Here is a 15,823-nt window from a genome sequence, read left to right as displayed (position 1 = left end):
AGCGAATCACTCACGCAAACAATTCCAGCAAATCATTCAGAAAAAGCCGACCGGTAGGAGTAGGCTTGAGCCTCGACTCTGAAGGTTCCAGCAACGCTTTTTGCCGGGCAAGTTTCAGTTGCTGGTGGATACCGCTTAATGCCTGTCCCGTTCGCTCACCATAAAGCTGCGCATCAACGCCTTCATGCAGTCGCAGTACATTCATCATAAATTCGATGGGCAGCTCATCGGCTTCCAGCTCCCGTCGCCCAGCCTCAAAGGCATGGGAAATATAGCTGTCGGCTGCCAGGTAATCTGCCGGCATGCGGGTTTTCCAGTTACGATAAATCAGCCCGATAGATGCATGGGTTAACTTTCCATGGGCACCAGCGCCGATACCGATATAGTCACCAAACTGCCAGTAGTTCAGGTTATGTTTTGAGCGACGCCCGGGCTGACTGTAGGCAGAAATCTCATACTGTTGAAACCCAGCTGATGCCAACAGGGCCTGCCCGGCTTCCTGAATATCCCAGAGCGTATCATCCGGCGGCAATACCGGTGTTTTAGAATAGAAAACCGTATTGGGCTCAATGGTCAGCTGATACCAGGAGATATGCGCTGGCTTAAGGTCAATGGCCTGCTTCAGATCGTAAAGCGCATCCTCCGCAGATTGCCCCGGTAAACCATGCATCAGATCGATATTGATATTGCTGAAGCCATGGCTGGTGATTACGGCAATGGCCTGTCGCGCTTCATCGGCACAATGAATACGCCCGAGGGCGGCCAGCTTCTCATCCTGAAAGCTTTGCACACCTAATGAGAGCCGGTTCACACCCGCCTCCAGATAAGCCTGAAAGCGATCGTGCTCATAGGTACCGGGGTTGGCTTCCATGGTGATCTCAATATCATCCGAGAACCTTACCCGCGCCTGAAGGCCGTTGAACAGCTGCTGATAAGCGTTTGCCGTCAGCAGGCTGGGAGTGCCACCGCCAATAAAAATGGAATGGATCGGGCGCCCCTGGACGCTGTCCAATTCGTTGTCGATATCATGCAGCAACGCTTTGATGTAGGCATCTTCAGGAATATCGCCGGTGATCCTGTGCGAGTTGAAATCACAATAAGGACATTTTTTCACGCACCATGGCACATGAATATAAAGACTAAGGGGAGGAAGCTTAAGCATGTTAACAGCACTGAAGCAGGCTTCAGTGTTTTCTCTCCTTGAGGCGGGCAACCAACTGCTGCAATGCCCGGGCTCGGTGACTCAGTTGATTCTTTAACTCTGAAGGCAGTTCCGCCGCCGTACAGTGCTCTGCGGGCACCAGAAACAGGGGGTCATAGCCAAACCCATGTTCTCCCAGGGCTTCTTCAATGATATACCCTTCCCACTGGCCATGGGCAATGATCGGGGTAGGGTCATGTTCGTGACGCAGGTAAACCAGCACACAGTGAAATCGTGCGGTTCGCTCGGCCGACTTAAGCCCCTGTAATCGATGCAACAGCTTCTGGTTATTATCAGCAGCGGAAGCATCGGGTCCTGCGTAACGGGCAGAGTAGATGCCCGGCTCGCCATTGAGGCAATCAACCTCAAGGCCCGAATCATCGGCAATAACCGGAAGGCCCGATATTCCGGCAGCATAGCGGGCCTTGATAATGGCATTTTCAATAAAGGTCAGGCCCGTCTCTTCTGCTTCCGGCCAGGTTGAACCGATACCAAACTCACTCTGGGGATGCATCAGAATCCCCAGGGGCTCGAACATCTTTTGAAACTCCGCCAGCTTGCCCTGATTACCACTGGCAAGCACCACCTTGCGAATCCCCTCATTCATACTGTTTCTCACAATTCAACACATGACCTCTGATTAAAATGTTTGACCTGCAACATAAACAGAGCTAACAGGCGACATTTTAATGGTAAAAAATCTGCTCAAAGCGGAGTGTCTCGCTTCGCGAGCTGCCCTGAGGCTTAACATCTATGGCAAATTTTAGCAGCTCTTCATCTGAAAACTTAAAATCGGCCAGATAGTAAATCGCACTGCCTTCTTTGACCTCAGAAAACTTCAGGCTGCTTTTCTGAGTCAGCAGGTTCATGGTGTGGCCACTGACCCTGCCGGTGACTGCGGTACCCAGTTCATCGGATGAAACATCACGAATGGCAATGTTGACAATACCGTACCGGCTACCTCGACGGAGACTATATTGCTCTGCAATACCAGGCGGCACAAATGTACTGTTAAAGGCACTGAAATAGATCCGGTAGTTGCCCATTTCAATGGGTTCCTGATTCATCACCCGAGCTTCTGGAATCTGGCTGTCAGCCGTCACCGGATTAACCATCCCGACAACGCCCAACACCAGCAGGGCCAGACATGCCATCCAACGCTGAGTCATTGACGTAATACTGCGCAGCATCGCCATTATGCAATTCTCCGGTTTTTTGATTTGTTCCAGAATAACTTCATCATTTTACACAGTCCTGGAAAAGGTCGCCGCCCGCTTCCCGCTGCCCGCAAAAGCAATTTCGGCTTTTCGGGTAGCGGGCAGCGTCTGAAGAAATGTGAAGCTATTTCAGGATCGTTCCCAAGTGATAAATGGCCACTTCGCCCATCAGGTTTGGCCAGACACGCCCCGCCAGGCCGCTTTTATACGATTGATCCACCACCATTCGGTTCAACACCCGGTAATTTTTCTCCCGGCACAGCGCTTCAAAGTCCCTGAAGGTACAAAAGTGAATATTGGGGGTGTCATACCAGGTATAAGGCATAAACTTCGAGACCGGCATGCGACCATAGGCGGCAAGATAGAGGCGGCAGCGCCAGTGGCCGAAGTTAGGAAAAGTAACAATGCATTCCCGTCCAACCCTGAGCATCTCCTCCAGCACCAGGTGCGGGAAGTGCATCACCTGAAGTGCCTGGGTCATAATCACGGTATCGAAGCTATCATCCCTGAAGTTGCCCAGCCCGCGATCCAGGTTCTGTTCAATAACGTTTACCCCCCGCTCAATGCAGGCTTCAATATCCTGGGCATTAATTTCCAGACCATAGCCACTGACCTGCTTCTCTCGTTGAAGCTCGTGCAACAGCTGTCCATCACCACAGGCCAGGTCGAGAATCCGGGTGCCCGGGGCAACCCAGTTCCTGATAATCTCAAAATCCCCCCGGCTCATAAGCACTCCTCCGCTACCCGATGCAAATAGGCCGACAAACCTCGCACGTAGCGGGGAATATCCATCAGAAATGCATCGTGCCCCTGGGGAGCATCCACTTCAAGATACGTCACATCCTTATCCACTTTCATCAGTGCATCGACCATCTCTCTTGAACGCTCGGGGGAGAAACGCCAGTCGGTTGAGAATGAAGCAAGAAAAAATCTGGCGGTCGCCCTGCTGAGCGCATCTGGCAGGCTGTTGTCATAGTCACTGGCCGGATCAAAGTAATCCAGTGCCCGGGTCATTAACAGATAGGTGTTGGCATCAAAGCTGCCGGAAAAACTTTCGCCCTGATAACGAAGATAACTTTCTATCTGGAACTCAACATTGTAATCGTAACTGAAGCCGTCATTTTTCAGCTCACGACCAAACCTGGCCCCCATGGCATCATCAGACAGATAAGTGATATGCCCCACCATGCGGGCAAGCCCCAATCCCTTGCGGGGAATGTTGTTCGCTTCCAGGTAACGACCACCGGCAAACTGATCATCGGACATGATGGCCTGCCGGGCCACTTCATTAAAGGCAATATTCTGGGCCGACAGCCTGGCCGCAGAAGCAATGATAACGGCATGGCGAAGTCTGTCGGGATAGGCAATGCTCCATTGCAGTGCCTGCATCCCACCCAGGCTCCCACCAATCACCGCAGCCCATTGGGAAATACCCAGATGGTCAGCCAGCATGACCTGGCTGTTAACCCAGTCTGCGACAGTGACCACCGGAAAGTCTGGCCCATAAGGTTTGCCGGTTTCGGGATTGATGCTGGTTGGGCCCGTACTGCCGTGGCACCCTCCCAGGTTATTGAGGGCGACAACAAAGAACCGGCGGGTATCGATTGGTTTTCCCGGGCCAATAAAGTTATCCCACCAGCCGGGCTTGCGATCTGCCATGCTGTGATAGCCTGCCGCATGATGGTGACCACTGAGGGCATGACAGATCAGCATCCCATTGGAGCGGGACTGATTCAGCTCACCATAGGTTTCGACCATCAGCTGAAACTTGTCCAGCTGTTCGCCACAGTTCAACGACAGGGGCTGATCAAACGGTATCGCAATGGGCGCTACGAGACCAACCGAATCGGCAGGAATCAATTCAGGCATAAACTTCCTGTATCCCTTTCCTGGCCATAGCAAATTCCCAATCCGCTTAACTTTACTTAAGGTGGTTCACTATGGCGCTTCAGGCTTGTTATTCATTCAAAGAGCGCTCTCACACGACGAGAGCAGCAGAAATTGCAGGCAGTTTATCGTCTTCATTTTTTTTTGTCAGCTTATCCGGGATTGATGTCTGACCATTACCTGGTGAACGGTGGCCATCAGGTCCTGACGACAGGCAACTCCAAAGCCAGTTCGGTCAACGCCAGGACATGGCTCAAAAAGTAACCTTCAACCTGTCGTGAGCAAAAATGCAGGTGTCGTTCATTAATGTATTCATCAACACTTTGGTTGTTGATCAGGGAAATATAGAAGGCCCGAATCGCCTCATCTTCAACATTCAAGGCTGAAATAATTCTGGCACAGGGCTGAGAAGTCTTGCTCATTTGGAACTCCCGAAGCGACAGGCTTCTGGGTACTTGTCTTCCTATGAAGGACTATCCTGCAATGAAGCTTCATTCGGAATGAGCCCACAAGGCAACAGATTGCTCTGCTTTAAAATGCATGGTACTGATACCGATAAATTCAACTACCGATAAATTCAACGATTATCTTGAATTAAACCTAGTATAGTCAGGCTTTACTGAAGTATTCTTAATAGCGGTGAACTCTTGTGATCAAAACCGTGATCAAAACCGATAAAAACGTGCTATCGTAACTTTCCGCAATAGTGCAAACTATTAAATACTTTTCACAGACCTCTCGGTGCAAATGTCGTTATGTCTATTGAATCCCTAGGCCAGCTTGAATCAAGACTCCAGAACCTGATTGACAAACTGGAACTGTCAAGAATGGAAGTAGAAGACCTCAGGTCTGCTAATACCCGCCTTGAAGAAGAAAATATCCAGCTTAAGCAGGAACTCAGCGCATGGGGTGACCGTGTGAGTGCTCTTTTGGGTAAGCTGGATATCGTAACAGAGGAAGAAGCCAGCGAGCAGGAAGCTGTCGCATAAAATTATGGGGCATTCATGCCCCACAATTTTATTCGTTGGTTTCGGCGTTTTCGATGGCCTCCAGCGCTTCCATCCATGCTTCTTCTGTTTCCAGGGCTTGCTGTTTAAGTGTTGTTTGCCGGTTTAGCAGCTCTTTCAATTTTTCTTTGGCGGTTTCTTCGTATATCAAAGGGTCAGAGAGCCGTTCTTCAACCTGTTCAAGGGACGATTGCAGGTCTTCCAGCTGACTTTCCAGTTGCTCCGCTTTTTGCTTCAACGGCCTTAGTGCTTTACGCCTTTCAGCTTCCTGGCGTCGTATGTCTTTCTTCTGTTGTGCGTTTTGTTGTGAAGAGCCAACCAGTTCCCCACCATTCTCTTCGCTTCTGCCGCTTCGGGATTCATTACGTTCCTTAGAGCGAAGATGAACCAGCCATTGGCTGTAGTCATCCAGATCACCTGAATACTCTTCCATGCGGCCATCATGAACCAGATAAAGCTCGTCGGTGGTGCTGCGAATCAGGTTTCGGTCATGGGAAACCAGAATCACCGCCCCCTCAAATGACTGTAAGGCCATGGTCAGGGCCAGACGCATATCAAGATCAAGATGGTTGGTTGGCTCATCAAGCAGCAACAGGTTTGGCTTCTGCCAGCCAATGATCGCCAGGGCCAGTCTCGCTTTCTCACCACCGGAAAACCCCTGAATCGACTCCAGGGCCTTATCCCCATGAAAACCAAACCCGCCAAGAAAGTTTCTCAACGTCTGCTCTTTGGCCTCCGGCGAAAGCCTTTGCAGATGAAGCAGAGGGCTGGCATTGAAATCCAGACTCTCCAGCTGGTGCTGTGCGAAGTAGCCAATGCTTAAGTGCTCTCCCAGATGGACCTTGCCCGAAATCAGTGGCAATTCCCCGGCAAGTGTTCTGATCAGGGTGGACTTGCCAGCGCCATTCGCACCAAGAAGCCCGATACGACTGCCAGGTTGAATATTGATGCTGAGTTTTAATAACGGCTTATCACCATAACCGAGTTCAGCCGTATCCAGTACCAGTAACGGTGCAGACATCTTATCGGCTTCCGGAAAGGCAAAAGAGAACGGTGAATCCACATGGGCCGCTGAAATATCTTCCAGCCTTGCCAGCGCTTTCAGGCGACTTTGAGCCTGCTTGGCTTTGGTCGCCTTGGCCCTGAAACGTTCAACAAATTTTTCCATATGAGCCCGCAGTTTCTGCTGCTTCTCAAAGGCAGCCTGCTGCTGTTGCAGTCGCTGTGCGCGCAGATGCTCAAAAGCTGAATAGTTGCCACGGTACTGGAACAGTGTCTGATGTTCTATATGGAGTGTGTGATCCGTAATGGCATCGAGGAAATCCCGGTCATGGGAAATAACCAGCAACGTTCCCGGGTATCGCTTGAGAAAGTTTTCCAGCCAGACAATGGCATCAAGATCCAAATGGTTGGTGGGTTCATCCAGTAACATAATGTCTGACGGGCACATCAAAGTCTTGGCCAGATTCAGGCGCATCCGCCATCCACCGGAAAAGTCGCGGACATTTTTGTTCAGCACCTGGTGATTAAAGCCCAATCCATGCAGCAACTGTTCTGCCCGGGAACGGGCTGTGTAACCATCGGCACTCAGCAGTTGCTCATGGAGATCGGCCAGTTTTTCGTGCTTTCCTGCGGCTTCTGCCTCAGCAATCGCCTGCTCTATCCGGCGCAGCTCAATATCACCATCCAATACATAATCCACGGCATTTCGGTCCAGGACATCAATTTCCTGAGCCATGTGCGCCAGTCCACAGCCCTTATCAAACGCGAGTTCACCTTTATCTGGTTGCAAATCTCCCGTAAGCAACGCAAGCAGGCTTGATTTGCCACACCCATTAGCACCCACAAGGCCAACGTGCTGACCGGAATGGATAATTGTTGATGCATTCTCCAGAAGGAGCTTGCCAGACCTTAAAAGGCTGATGGAATTCAATGTGATCATTGACATGGTCTAATTATGGACGACCGATCAGACCAATAATAAAGGAGAGGCCTATCGTGACGCCGGAAAAAACATAATGCTACCTGCAAGAGGATATCATCGAAGCAGCAAAGACTGGGTGACGGTATAAACCGCCAGCTCAGAGAAGGCAAAAAATTCTTTGAACAAAAAGCCAAATCTCAGTTCAATGTATCTATAGTAACTCCCAAGAGTCGATGACCGGTAGGAAAGGATTAATTAGTGCTTTCGTTCGTTTGATTCGTGCCCAGCATCCTTGTTGCTACAGGGTTTACCGTTGCAACCGATTGCAATTGATTGACTCTCTGGTTTCTCTCCCTGCGAGCCCTATTACGTTCCCTCCGGCGTTGCCTTTGGTGCTCGGCATAAGCAGGGTCATTCTGTTGGCGCTCCCTTTGGCGCTGCCTATACTCCCTTTCACGTTCCCTTTGGCGTTGCCTTTGGTGCTCGACATAAGCAGGGTCATTCTGGTGACGCTCCCTTAGGCGCTGCCTATACTCCCTTTCACGTTCCCTTTGGCGCTCTGCGTAAGCAGGGTCATTCTGGTAACGCGCCCTTTGGCGCTGCCTATACTCCCTTTGACGTTCCCTTTCGCGCTCTGCGTAAGCGGGATCATTCCGATAACGTGCCCTTTGCAGCTCCCTTTTGCGTGCCCTTTCACGCTCGGCGTAAACAGGATCACTTTGGCTGCGCGCCGCCTGGTATGTACTTTGTCGCCTCCTCTGGTACTGTGCATAAGCAGGGTCATTTTGGTAGCGCTCCCTTGTGCGTTCCCTTTGGTGCTCCCTTAGGCGATCTGCATATACAAGGGCATTCTGGTTGATATCCCGCTGGGGCACTGAGTCAGGCCTGCCCTGCCCATGCTCCCCTTGACCCGTGGTAGCTGAATTGACTAATGCTTTTGCCAAACTCGATAAATCCGTTCTGCACAGTGGACAGGTAGTCCTATTTGCAATTTGTTTTTGTGCAATGAGGGAATTTTTAAGGCAATCAGTGTGAAAGGTGTGTTTACACACGCTAGTGATAAGAGTAGCCACATCTCTGCCGAAGGCCATCAGGCAGACAGAGCATTTTTCTGCTTCCGAGCTGCTTGTCTGGATCGTGAAAGGGTTGATTCCATCAATCATGTTAATACCCTTTTGTTTTATTCTGTTCAGACTGTATTTGCAGATTTTAGTTCCCGATACTTATTTCAAGGAGGTTCCTGGTAACTGCTTTCACTGAGGAATCGAATATCTAGAGAGGAGAAAAAAGTGAAGATACAAAAATAATAAGGGGGAATAGAATCCCCCCTTTCGAGCTTCGAGTTACCAGCTATATTACTTCATTACTTCTTCTTGGCAGGGGACTTTTTTGCAGCTGCTTTTCTGGCTGGAGCCTTCTGCTTGACAGCTACTTTTTTGGCTGCTGGCTTTTTCTTAGCGGCCACTTTCTTTTTAGTTACAGGCTTCTTCTTAGCCACAACTGCCTTTTTGGCTGCTGGCTTTTTCTTGGCAGCTACTTTCTTTTTAGTGGCAGGTTTCTTTTTTGCTACTACTTTCTTCTTGGCCGCTGGTTTCTTCTTAACAGCCACTTTTTTCTTGGTTACTGTCTTTTTCTTGGCTGCCGCCTTTTTGACGGTGGCGTTCTTCTCGGCAGTTTTCTTTTTTACCGCTACCTTTTTCTTGGCAGTGGCTTTTTTAGCAGTGCTTTTTTTAGCAGTAGCTTTCTTGGCACTGGCCTTGGCCTTTTTCAGGGCTTCTTTGGCTTTTTCCAGCTTTTTCTTCAGTGCGTCGATTTCTTTTTCCCACTTTTTCACCATATCGACCTTTTTAACAGTCTTGCTGGCAGTGGCTTTTTTAGCAGGAGCTTTTTTAGCAGCAGCCTTCCTGACAGTGCTTTTTTTAGCTGCAGTCTTCCTTGTTGCAGGCATTGGGTCGTCCCTCGTTTTAATTTAACCAATCTACTAGTAGTTAGTACATCGTAATAAAAACTGAATAATTTATACCCAGTTTTAATTCCAACATAGAGTGCTTATTCGTCATCTGCAAATTTTTTTTTAGCTTTCTCTCTGTTTTTTTCTAATTAAATTCCATTTTCCTAAAGCAGATAGATAGAAGAGGACGTTTATTTTTCATATTCATTATCTCGAAAAACACTTTAAATAAGGCACTTTTTCATTACACAACCCTCGTCCGGGGTTGCCAAAAAAACCAATTTACTAAATGATAGGGCTCAGAGTTACCTGTACTGAAAAGACTGTGCCAAAACGCAGGATACAAATTTATCAGAAAGAGTGTAAATATGATCTTCAAAACGCTTGCCAGCGTTACCCTGTTCTCTTACTCACTGTGTTCATTTGCCGCTCTGGAAACAGACAGTGACAAATTAAGCTATAGCCTCGGAGTGTCCATGGCTGAGCAACTGAAACAATTTGATGGGATCAATTTTAACGCCGTTATCCAGGGGGTAGAGGATAGTCTTGGCAACCAGGTTTTACTGCTGTCACAGGATGAAGTCACCTACTTTGTAGATTTAGCGCAGGAGCAAAAGAAAAACCTTGAACAGGTTCAGTACCAGGCAGCAGCGCAGGAGAGCCTGGAAAAAAGCCAGCTTTTTATGACAGAAAACAGCAAAAAACCAGGCATTGTTGTGCTGGAGAGTGGTTTGCAGTACCGGGTACTGACAAAAGGTACTGGCATCAAGCCATCCCTTACTGATCATGTAACCGTTCACTATGAAGGCCGCCGGATAGACGGAACCCTTTTCGAAAGCTCATACACTCGAAACCAACCCGCCACTTTCCAGTTAAACCGGGTTATCGCGGGCTGGACAGAAGGACTACAGAAAATGCCTGAAGGTTCCACCTGGGAGTTTTTTATTCCCTCGACTCTGGCCTACGGCTCCAGCGGTATTCCCGGAATCATCGGACCCAATGAGGCAATTATTTTCAAGGTAGAACTCAGGGATGTGAACAAAAGCAGTTAAAAATGAAATGAGGACAAAACGACTGTATGGTCTGAATACAGCTTGTCCTCATCTGATCTGAACATCATGATCCCGTGAGCCTTTCCCGGTGGGATTCATGCAGAGTTTCTATCATTTTATCTTCAAGACTGAAACGTTCTGCCAGAGTTTCACCTAATTCCGATACAGCGCCCTGAAGTTTCTGCAGAGAGCTGATTGATTCACAACTGTCATTAAATTTCAAACATCTTGAGGTATTCTCTTCAAGCTTTGGCAGCACCGTATGAGCCAGTTCAACACCCCCATCATTAAATTCCCGGGCTTCCTGAATCAACTGCTCGTAAACCTCAAAGTGACCAGCTGACGCATAATCCACCAGAATCTGGCACAGTTCCTTTAATTTACTGACTACCGGACGCTTGTCATCATCAAATTGATCCATTCCATTGATGGAGCAGTAAAGGACGATCAGCTCCTGACGCTCGTTGAGCCAGCGATCAATAATTTCTGATACACCTCCCCAACGTTCTTTAGCCGTTTGGCAACCCTCCAGCATGATAGACAGTTCCTCTTTAACAATTAGATCTCTTCTGCGTGAATGGGGACCTCGTAAGCGCCTTTGTCAGGCAGCTCAGATGCTAGGTTATGACAGTGAATTTTTTGCGGCAAGCGTTTATTTTTCAAAACACAACACAATTTAAATTGCAAGTTTTGCAGGAACGTTATGAATCCAATGGTTTCAGGGAGTTTTCATGGCAGTCCAACAACTTTTTTAACTAAAAAAAAACCATTTAATTAAAAAAAATTATTTTAATTACCAAATTCTGATACTAGTTCAGATACTGCTGGCCGCATCCTGATTTCATCCAGATAAAAACAACTTTCCAAAGTCTGATTTAAAGATGGAACCGGGTACTGTCTATTAATTTCTGCCACGCTATCATCTCAGACATTCGCCAGAGAGTCCTTTCCACCGGCGACTGACTAAAGGCAATGGTTCAGGAACTATTCTGCTGCCTTATATTCCTGCAGAAATGTATCAAAGTCACGGCTATCATTGTTTTCTGTTGCCAGCTGATCAGCAACAGAGCGCTGGGCAAGCTGTTCAAAGTAGGCTATTCGTTCATCGCTCAGATCATGCTCAGAGAAGCGTTTGGAGTGCTTTTCCGATAAAGACATCATCAACTCAAGATAACCGGAATCTCCGGCTTCAAGGGCATTAAGCACCTGCGCAGAAGGGGTTAAAGCGGCATCTTTCAGCTTTTCTCTTTGCGCACACAGGCTCTCAACAAACGTTGATGATTCGTTTGCCTGGTCAAGAATCTCAGCAATGGAAGACATTTCATCCAGCAGCTGTAGCCCCCAGCTCTGGAGCAGGACAGGCTGCCCTTGCTGTCTTAACTCGACACCCGGGCGGCGGCCTTCTGTAACCGCTGTTTTGAAATTATTGCTGACCTCATCACACTCATCGGCATGAATAGGATTGCTGTTCTGCAACGAACAGTAGACCAGGAAAACATCCAGAAAATGAGCATCCTGCTCACTCAGTCCCATTGGTTCAAAGGGGTTGATATCAAGGCAACGTACCTCAACATATTCAACGCCTTCGTTGCGCAGGGCAGTCACTGGTTTTTCACCGGAACGAGCAATCCGCTTTGGGCGAATGGTGCTGTAATATTCATTCTCTATCTGCAACAGGTTGGTATTCAGTTGCAGGTATTTGCCGTCTTGTTTCAGACCAATGGCTTCATAGGGAGGGTATGGTGTACGAATGGCGCTGGAAAGACTGTCCACGTACTCTTCCAGTGTGTTGTAACAAATATTCAGGGAAGACTGGGCGTGATTGCTGTACCCCATATCACTCATACGTAACGACGTCGCATAAGGAAGAAAAAGCGAGTCTTTATCCAGCGCCTGAAGGCCTGACTGAACCCCACCATCGGCAAAAAAACTTCGGCTAACGGCCGGAGAGGCCCCAAACAGGTACATTAGCAGCCACGAGTAACGCAGAAAATTCCGGATCAGGGAAAAATAACCCGCTGACCTGAAGTCCTGAGCGCTGATCTCCTCTTGTCCGGAGGACTGCTGTAACAGCGCCCAGAACTCTTCTGGCATAGAGAGGTTGTAGTGAATACCGGCAATGGTTTGCATTGGCTTGCCATAGCGATGCCAGAGCCCTTCACGATAAATACTTTTCATTACCCCGATATTGGAACTCCCATACTGCGCGATAGGAATACTGTCATCCCCTTCCAGCAGCGGCGGCATACTGCCGGCCCAGAGGAACTCTGTTGCCATATTCTGGCAGGTGTACTGGTGCAGTTGCTCAAGAAAGGAGAGCGTATCGCTAATGCGGCTGTGCACCGGCGTTATGAATTCAAGCAGTGCTTCAGAATAGTCAGTGGTGATATAAGGGTGGGTTAATGCGCGCCCCAGCTTCTCAGGATGACTTTTCCGGGAAAGACGGGCATCTGAGGTAACCCTGAGACTTTCACGCTCAATACCATGGCAGATGCCATGAAGAACTGAATGGTTAGCACGGGACTGGAAAAGCTCCAGACGATCCTGATACTCAGTAGCCAAGGTACAGATCCAATAATAATTATCTATAACATTCGTTCAGAGAGATGATTCTTATTGGCAACACGGATACCCGCGACCACGACACCATGAACGAACTCTCATAAGTACTCAGCTTCAAACCGGGCAAGACAACCTGAATGAGCCTGATAAAATAGCAATCAGCTTAGCAGCTGACCACCGCCTGAGGTTGTCGCAAAAGACAGATCAACAGCATTTTCCGAAACTGCGAAGGGTAATCATTCCTGGAATATTACGTTTTGGCCCAGGAGCCTGTGCTTGTGCGACAGCCTCGTCCTGTCGTCCATATAATACCAGCCTGAATTGCCTAAATCCCCTAAAAAAAGCCAGACAAAGGCTTGTCTGACTTTTTCGTTGGCAGGCAAACATCGCCGTTAACAGTGTCTTTGCGGGAACTGTCAAAACCGGCTTTTTCTCTGAGTTTGTTTACTTGCGAAGTTGTTTCGCATTGGCAAACAAGTCGGCAAAAGTACCACCTGAATCCTGCTTTTTACCGCGATTTCCGGACTGACCGGCTTTCTGAGGCTTGCTGCGATCTGCAGGCTTTTCGGTTCTGGCTTGCCGTGGTTGCTGGCGAGCTTCAGCACGCTCTTCGGCCTTATCCGACATCCGCATGGAAAGCCCGATACGCTTACGTGCAACGTCCACTTCCATGACTTTGACCTTAACGATATCGCCGGCTTTTACCACTTCGCGGGGATCTTTAACGAAGTTTTCCGACAACGCGGAGATATGCACCAGACCATCCTGATGGACACCAACATCCACAAACGCACCAAAGTTTGTCACGTTGGTGACCACGCCTTCCAGTTCCATATTCAGCTTCAGATCGCGGATATCTTCAATGCCATCCTTGAATTCGGCGGCTTTGAAATCCGGACGCGGGTCACGACCGGGCTTATCCAGCTCACTGATGATGTCGGTAACGGTGGGCAGACCAAAGGTTTCGTCGGTAAAGTCCGCCGCATTCAGGCCCTTTAAAAAAGCCGAGTCCCCGATCAGGGCTCGCACATCCCGGCTTGACTGGTTGGCAATCTTCTCTACCACCGGATACGCCTCAGGGTGCACGGCAGAACTGTCCAGAGGGTTATCACCATTCATCACTCTCAGGAAGCCTGCGGCCTGCTCGAAGGTTTTAGCACCAAACCTAGCCACTTTTTGCAGGTCTTTACGACTTCTGAAGGCACCATTTTCATTGCGATAGGCAACGATGTTGTCGGCCAGAGTTCGGTTAAGGCCCGATACGCGTGCCAGCAGGGCGCTGGAAGCGGTATTAAGATCAACACCTACCGCGTTTACACAGTCCTCAACCACCGCTTCCAGAGAGCGGGACAGATTGATCTGGCTGACATCATGCTGGTACTGGCCAACACCGATGGATTTCGGCTCAATCTTCACCAGTTCGGCCAGAGGGTCCTGTAAACGACGGGCGATGGATACGGCACCACGGATAGAAACATCCAGGTCCGGGAATTCACGGGCGGCCAGTTCAGATGCAGAGTACACGGACGCACCGGCTTCACTGACCACAATTTTGGTCAGGCCCAGTTTTGGATAGCTGCGCATCAGTTCAGCAGCCAGACGGTCCGTTTCGCGGGATGCCGTGCCATTACCGATACTGACCAGCTCAACCTGATGAGTCAGACAGAGGGTGGCCAGAGTGCCAAGGGCCTCCTTCCATTTCTTCTGGGGAGCATGGGGATAAATAGTCGTATGCTCGACCAATTTGCCCGTACCATCCACCACGGCAACCTTCACACCGGTTCTCAAACCGGGATCCAGACCCAGGGTTGGCCTGAGGCCAGCAGGTGCCGCCAGCAGCAAGTCTTTCAGGTTCTTGGCAAACACCTTGATGGCTTCATCTTCAGAGTTTTCGCGGATGCGAGTCATTAACTCGGTTTCCAACTGAGACAGCAGCTTAACCCGCCAGGTCCAGCGCACCACATCCTTCAACCAGTCATCTGCCGCCCGGCCTTTATGCTCAACCTTCCAGAAGTCAGCGACCAGTTTTTCACAGGGGTGGGTTTCACGACGGTCGTCCGGTTCATTGACAAGGCGGATGTTCGCCTGCAATACCCCTTCATTTCGTCCACGAAAGATAGCCAGCGCCCGATGGGACGGAGCACTTTTCAGTGGCTCATCGTGTTCAAAGTAATCCCGGAACTTGGCACCTTCCTCTTCTTTACCCTCAACGCCACGACTGCTCAGGATGCCTTCATCCCAGAGCAGCTCACGCAGCTGACCCAGCAGCTCGGCATCCTCGCTGAAACGTTCCATCAGGATATAACGGGCACCTTCCAGAGCCGCCTTGGTATCCTCTACTCCCTTATCTGCGTCAACAAAAGCCGCGGCTTCCACCTCAGGCTCTTTTTCCGGGGTATCGAACAGCAGGTCGGCCAGAGGCTCCAGACCCGCCTCACGGGCAATCTGAGCCTTGGTACGGCGTTTGGGCTTATAGGGAAGGTAAAGGTCTTCCAGGCGGGTTTTGGTCTCTGCTGAGCGGATATCTTTTTCCAGTTCAGGCGTCAGCTTGTCCTGTTCGGTAATGCTCTTGAGAATGGCTTCACGGCGCTCTTCCAGCTCTCGCAGATAACGAAGACGTTCTTCCAGCGTTCTCAGCTGAGTATCGTCCAGACCTCCGGTGACCTCTTTTCGATAACGGGCAATGAAAGGCACCGTAGATCCATCATCAAGCAGCTGTACAGCACTGGTGACCTGTTCAGGTCTGGCACCTAATTCTTCAGCTATACGCTGGGAGATACTCTGCATAAAACACACTCATCATGGGAATCAAAACAATAGGACAGTTTCCAGAAAATGCTCAGAAACAGCACCATTTCTGCATCCAGCTGGTAATCAATGTCTATCCTTACCTGAAAACTCAAGCCATAAAGACGCGCTAATGACCAGAGAAAACCCGGAATTATAACGAAACTGAACCATTTGTATGCAAACAAACCTTCAGATTACCGGAAAATGCCTATGGCAGGAACTTTTCCCCTGT

14 protein-coding genes and 1 pseudogene are annotated in these 15,823 nt (G+C 49.3%); 2 read left to right on the top strand and 13 right to left on the bottom strand.

Annotated elements, in window-relative coordinates; translation table 11 throughout:
• Positions 1-10: 10 nt before the first annotated feature.
• From hemW to CX664_RS02920, 6 genes are all read right to left on the bottom strand, one after another.
• Positions 11-1,162: a radical SAM family heme chaperone HemW gene (hemW, locus tag CX664_RS02945; protein ID WP_101745285.1), complete on the bottom strand. Its 1,152-nt coding sequence runs from the start codon at positions 1,160-1,162 to the stop codon at positions 11-13.
• A 22-nt stretch (positions 1,163-1,184) separates the two neighbouring features.
• Positions 1,185-1,808 (bottom strand): RdgB/HAM1 family non-canonical purine NTP pyrophosphatase, encoded by a 624-nt coding sequence (gene rdgB, locus CX664_RS02940; protein WP_101745284.1) that lies wholly within the window; start codon positions 1,806-1,808, stop codon positions 1,185-1,187.
• 79 nt (positions 1,809-1,887) lie between these two features.
• On the bottom strand, positions 1,888-2,370 hold the full coding sequence (locus CX664_RS02935) for a DUF4426 domain-containing protein (RefSeq protein WP_163387958.1): 483 nt from the start codon (positions 2,368-2,370) through the stop codon (positions 1,888-1,890).
• Positions 2,371-2,542: 172 nt separating this feature from the next.
• Positions 2,543-3,145 (bottom strand): methionine biosynthesis protein MetW, encoded by a 603-nt coding sequence (gene metW, locus CX664_RS02930; RefSeq protein ID WP_101745282.1) that lies wholly within the window; start codon positions 3,143-3,145, stop codon positions 2,543-2,545.
• Complete coding sequence (metX, locus tag CX664_RS02925; protein ID WP_101745281.1) at positions 3,142-4,287, bottom strand: homoserine O-succinyltransferase MetX; 1,146 nt, start codon at positions 4,285-4,287, stop codon at positions 3,142-3,144. Before metX ends, metW begins: the two co-directional genes overlap by 4 nt.
• 215 nt (positions 4,288-4,502) lie before the next feature.
• Positions 4,503-4,727 (bottom strand): hypothetical protein, encoded by a 225-nt coding sequence (locus CX664_RS02920; RefSeq protein WP_101745280.1) that lies wholly within the window; start codon positions 4,725-4,727, stop codon positions 4,503-4,505.
• Between the two features lie 333 nt (positions 4,728-5,060).
• Between CX664_RS02920 and CX664_RS02915 the strand changes: the two genes are divergently transcribed.
• Positions 5,061-5,294 (top strand): cell division protein ZapB, encoded by a 234-nt coding sequence (locus tag CX664_RS02915; RefSeq protein ID WP_101745279.1) that lies wholly within the window; start codon positions 5,061-5,063, stop codon positions 5,292-5,294.
• A gap of 28 nt (positions 5,295-5,322) precedes the next feature.
• Here CX664_RS02915 and CX664_RS02910 read toward each other — a convergent pair whose 3' ends face one another.
• The 4 genes and pseudogenes from CX664_RS02910 to CX664_RS26145 all read right to left on the bottom strand — a co-directional run bounded on the left by CX664_RS02910 (position 5,323) and on the right by CX664_RS26145 (position 9,184).
• The gene (locus CX664_RS02910) at positions 5,323-7,260 is read right to left on the bottom strand and encodes an ATP-binding cassette domain-containing protein (protein ID WP_338063464.1); all 1,938 of its coding nucleotides are present in this window, start codon (positions 7,258-7,260) and stop codon (positions 5,323-5,325) included.
• A gap of 227 nt (positions 7,261-7,487) precedes the next feature.
• Entirely contained in the window at positions 7,488-8,180 is a 693-nt protein-coding gene (locus CX664_RS02905; protein ID WP_241693435.1) for a hypothetical protein, read from the bottom strand.
• 27 nt (positions 8,181-8,207) lie between these two features.
• Positions 8,208-8,399, bottom strand: a pseudogene (locus tag CX664_RS28045) (RING finger domain-containing protein); the annotation flags it as partial.
• Between the two features lie 200 nt (positions 8,400-8,599).
• On the bottom strand, positions 8,600-9,184 hold the full coding sequence (locus CX664_RS26145; RefSeq protein ID WP_180966356.1) for a histone: 585 nt from the start codon (positions 9,182-9,184) through the stop codon (positions 8,600-8,602).
• A 371-nt stretch (positions 9,185-9,555) separates the two neighbouring features.
• Between CX664_RS26145 and CX664_RS02895 the strand changes: the two genes are divergently transcribed.
• Positions 9,556-10,239, top strand: a complete 684-nt coding sequence (locus tag CX664_RS02895; protein WP_101745276.1) for a BamJ family beta-barrel-assembly machinery protein — start codon at positions 9,556-9,558, stop codon at positions 10,237-10,239.
• A gap of 64 nt (positions 10,240-10,303) precedes the next feature.
• On the opposite strand, the gene rsd is transcribed toward CX664_RS02895, so the two are convergent.
• From rsd to CX664_RS02880, 3 genes are all read right to left on the bottom strand, one after another.
• Positions 10,304-10,774, bottom strand: coding sequence for a sigma D regulator (gene rsd, locus CX664_RS02890; RefSeq protein ID WP_101745275.1), 471 nt, complete (start codon positions 10,772-10,774; stop codon positions 10,304-10,306).
• A 449-nt stretch (positions 10,775-11,223) separates the two neighbouring features.
• A complete protein-coding gene (gene gshA / locus CX664_RS02885) occupies positions 11,224-12,801 on the bottom strand; it encodes a glutamate--cysteine ligase (RefSeq protein WP_101745274.1) in 1,578 nt (525 codons plus the stop codon).
• A gap of 444 nt (positions 12,802-13,245) precedes the next feature.
• Positions 13,246-15,588: a Tex family protein gene (locus CX664_RS02880; protein ID WP_101745273.1), complete on the bottom strand. Its 2,343-nt coding sequence runs from the start codon at positions 15,586-15,588 to the stop codon at positions 13,246-13,248.
• Positions 15,589-15,823: the final 235 nt, after the last annotated feature.

Source organism: Endozoicomonas acroporae (assembly GCF_002864045.1).
Taxonomy (GTDB): Bacteria; Pseudomonadota; Gammaproteobacteria; order Pseudomonadales; family Endozoicomonadaceae; genus Endozoicomonas; species Endozoicomonas acroporae.
Note: the sequence above shows the minus strand (reverse complement) of the source record. Positions and strands in the feature narration are given on the sequence as shown.

Excerpts from the sequence above, each read along its gene's own strand:
- hemW (WP_101745285.1), bottom strand. The coding sequence starts at position 1,162 with ATGCTTAAGCTTCCTCCCCTTAGTCTTTATATTCATGTGCCATGGTGC.
- rdgB (WP_101745284.1), bottom strand. The coding sequence starts at position 1,808 with ATGAATGAGGGGATTCGCAAGGTGGTGCTTGCCAGTGGTAATCAGGGC.
- CX664_RS02935 (WP_163387958.1), bottom strand. The coding sequence starts at position 2,370 with ATGACTCAGCGTTGGATGGCATGTCTGGCCCTGCTGGTGTTGGGCGTT.
- metW (WP_101745282.1), bottom strand. The coding sequence starts at position 3,145 with ATGAGCCGGGGGGATTTTGAGATTATCAGGAACTGGGTTGCCCCGGGC.
- metX (WP_101745281.1), bottom strand. The coding sequence starts at position 4,287 with ATGCCTGAATTGATTCCTGCCGATTCGGTTGGTCTCGTAGCGCCCATT.
- CX664_RS02920 (WP_101745280.1), bottom strand. The coding sequence starts at position 4,727 with ATGAGCAAGACTTCTCAGCCCTGTGCCAGAATTATTTCAGCCTTGAAT.
- CX664_RS02915 (WP_101745279.1), top strand. The coding sequence starts at position 5,061 with ATGTCTATTGAATCCCTAGGCCAGCTTGAATCAAGACTCCAGAACCTG.
- CX664_RS02910 (WP_338063464.1), bottom strand. The coding sequence starts at position 7,260 with ATGTCAATGATCACATTGAATTCCATCAGCCTTTTAAGGTCTGGCAAG.
- CX664_RS26145 (WP_180966356.1), bottom strand. The coding sequence starts at position 9,184 with ATGCCTGCAACAAGGAAGACTGCAGCTAAAAAAAGCACTGTCAGGAAG.
- CX664_RS02895 (WP_101745276.1), top strand. The coding sequence starts at position 9,556 with ATGATCTTCAAAACGCTTGCCAGCGTTACCCTGTTCTCTTACTCACTG.
- rsd (WP_101745275.1), bottom strand. The coding sequence starts at position 10,774 with ATGCTGGAGGGTTGCCAAACGGCTAAAGAACGTTGGGGAGGTGTATCA.
- CX664_RS02880 (WP_101745273.1), bottom strand. The coding sequence starts at position 15,588 with ATGCAGAGTATCTCCCAGCGTATAGCTGAAGAATTAGGTGCCAGACCT.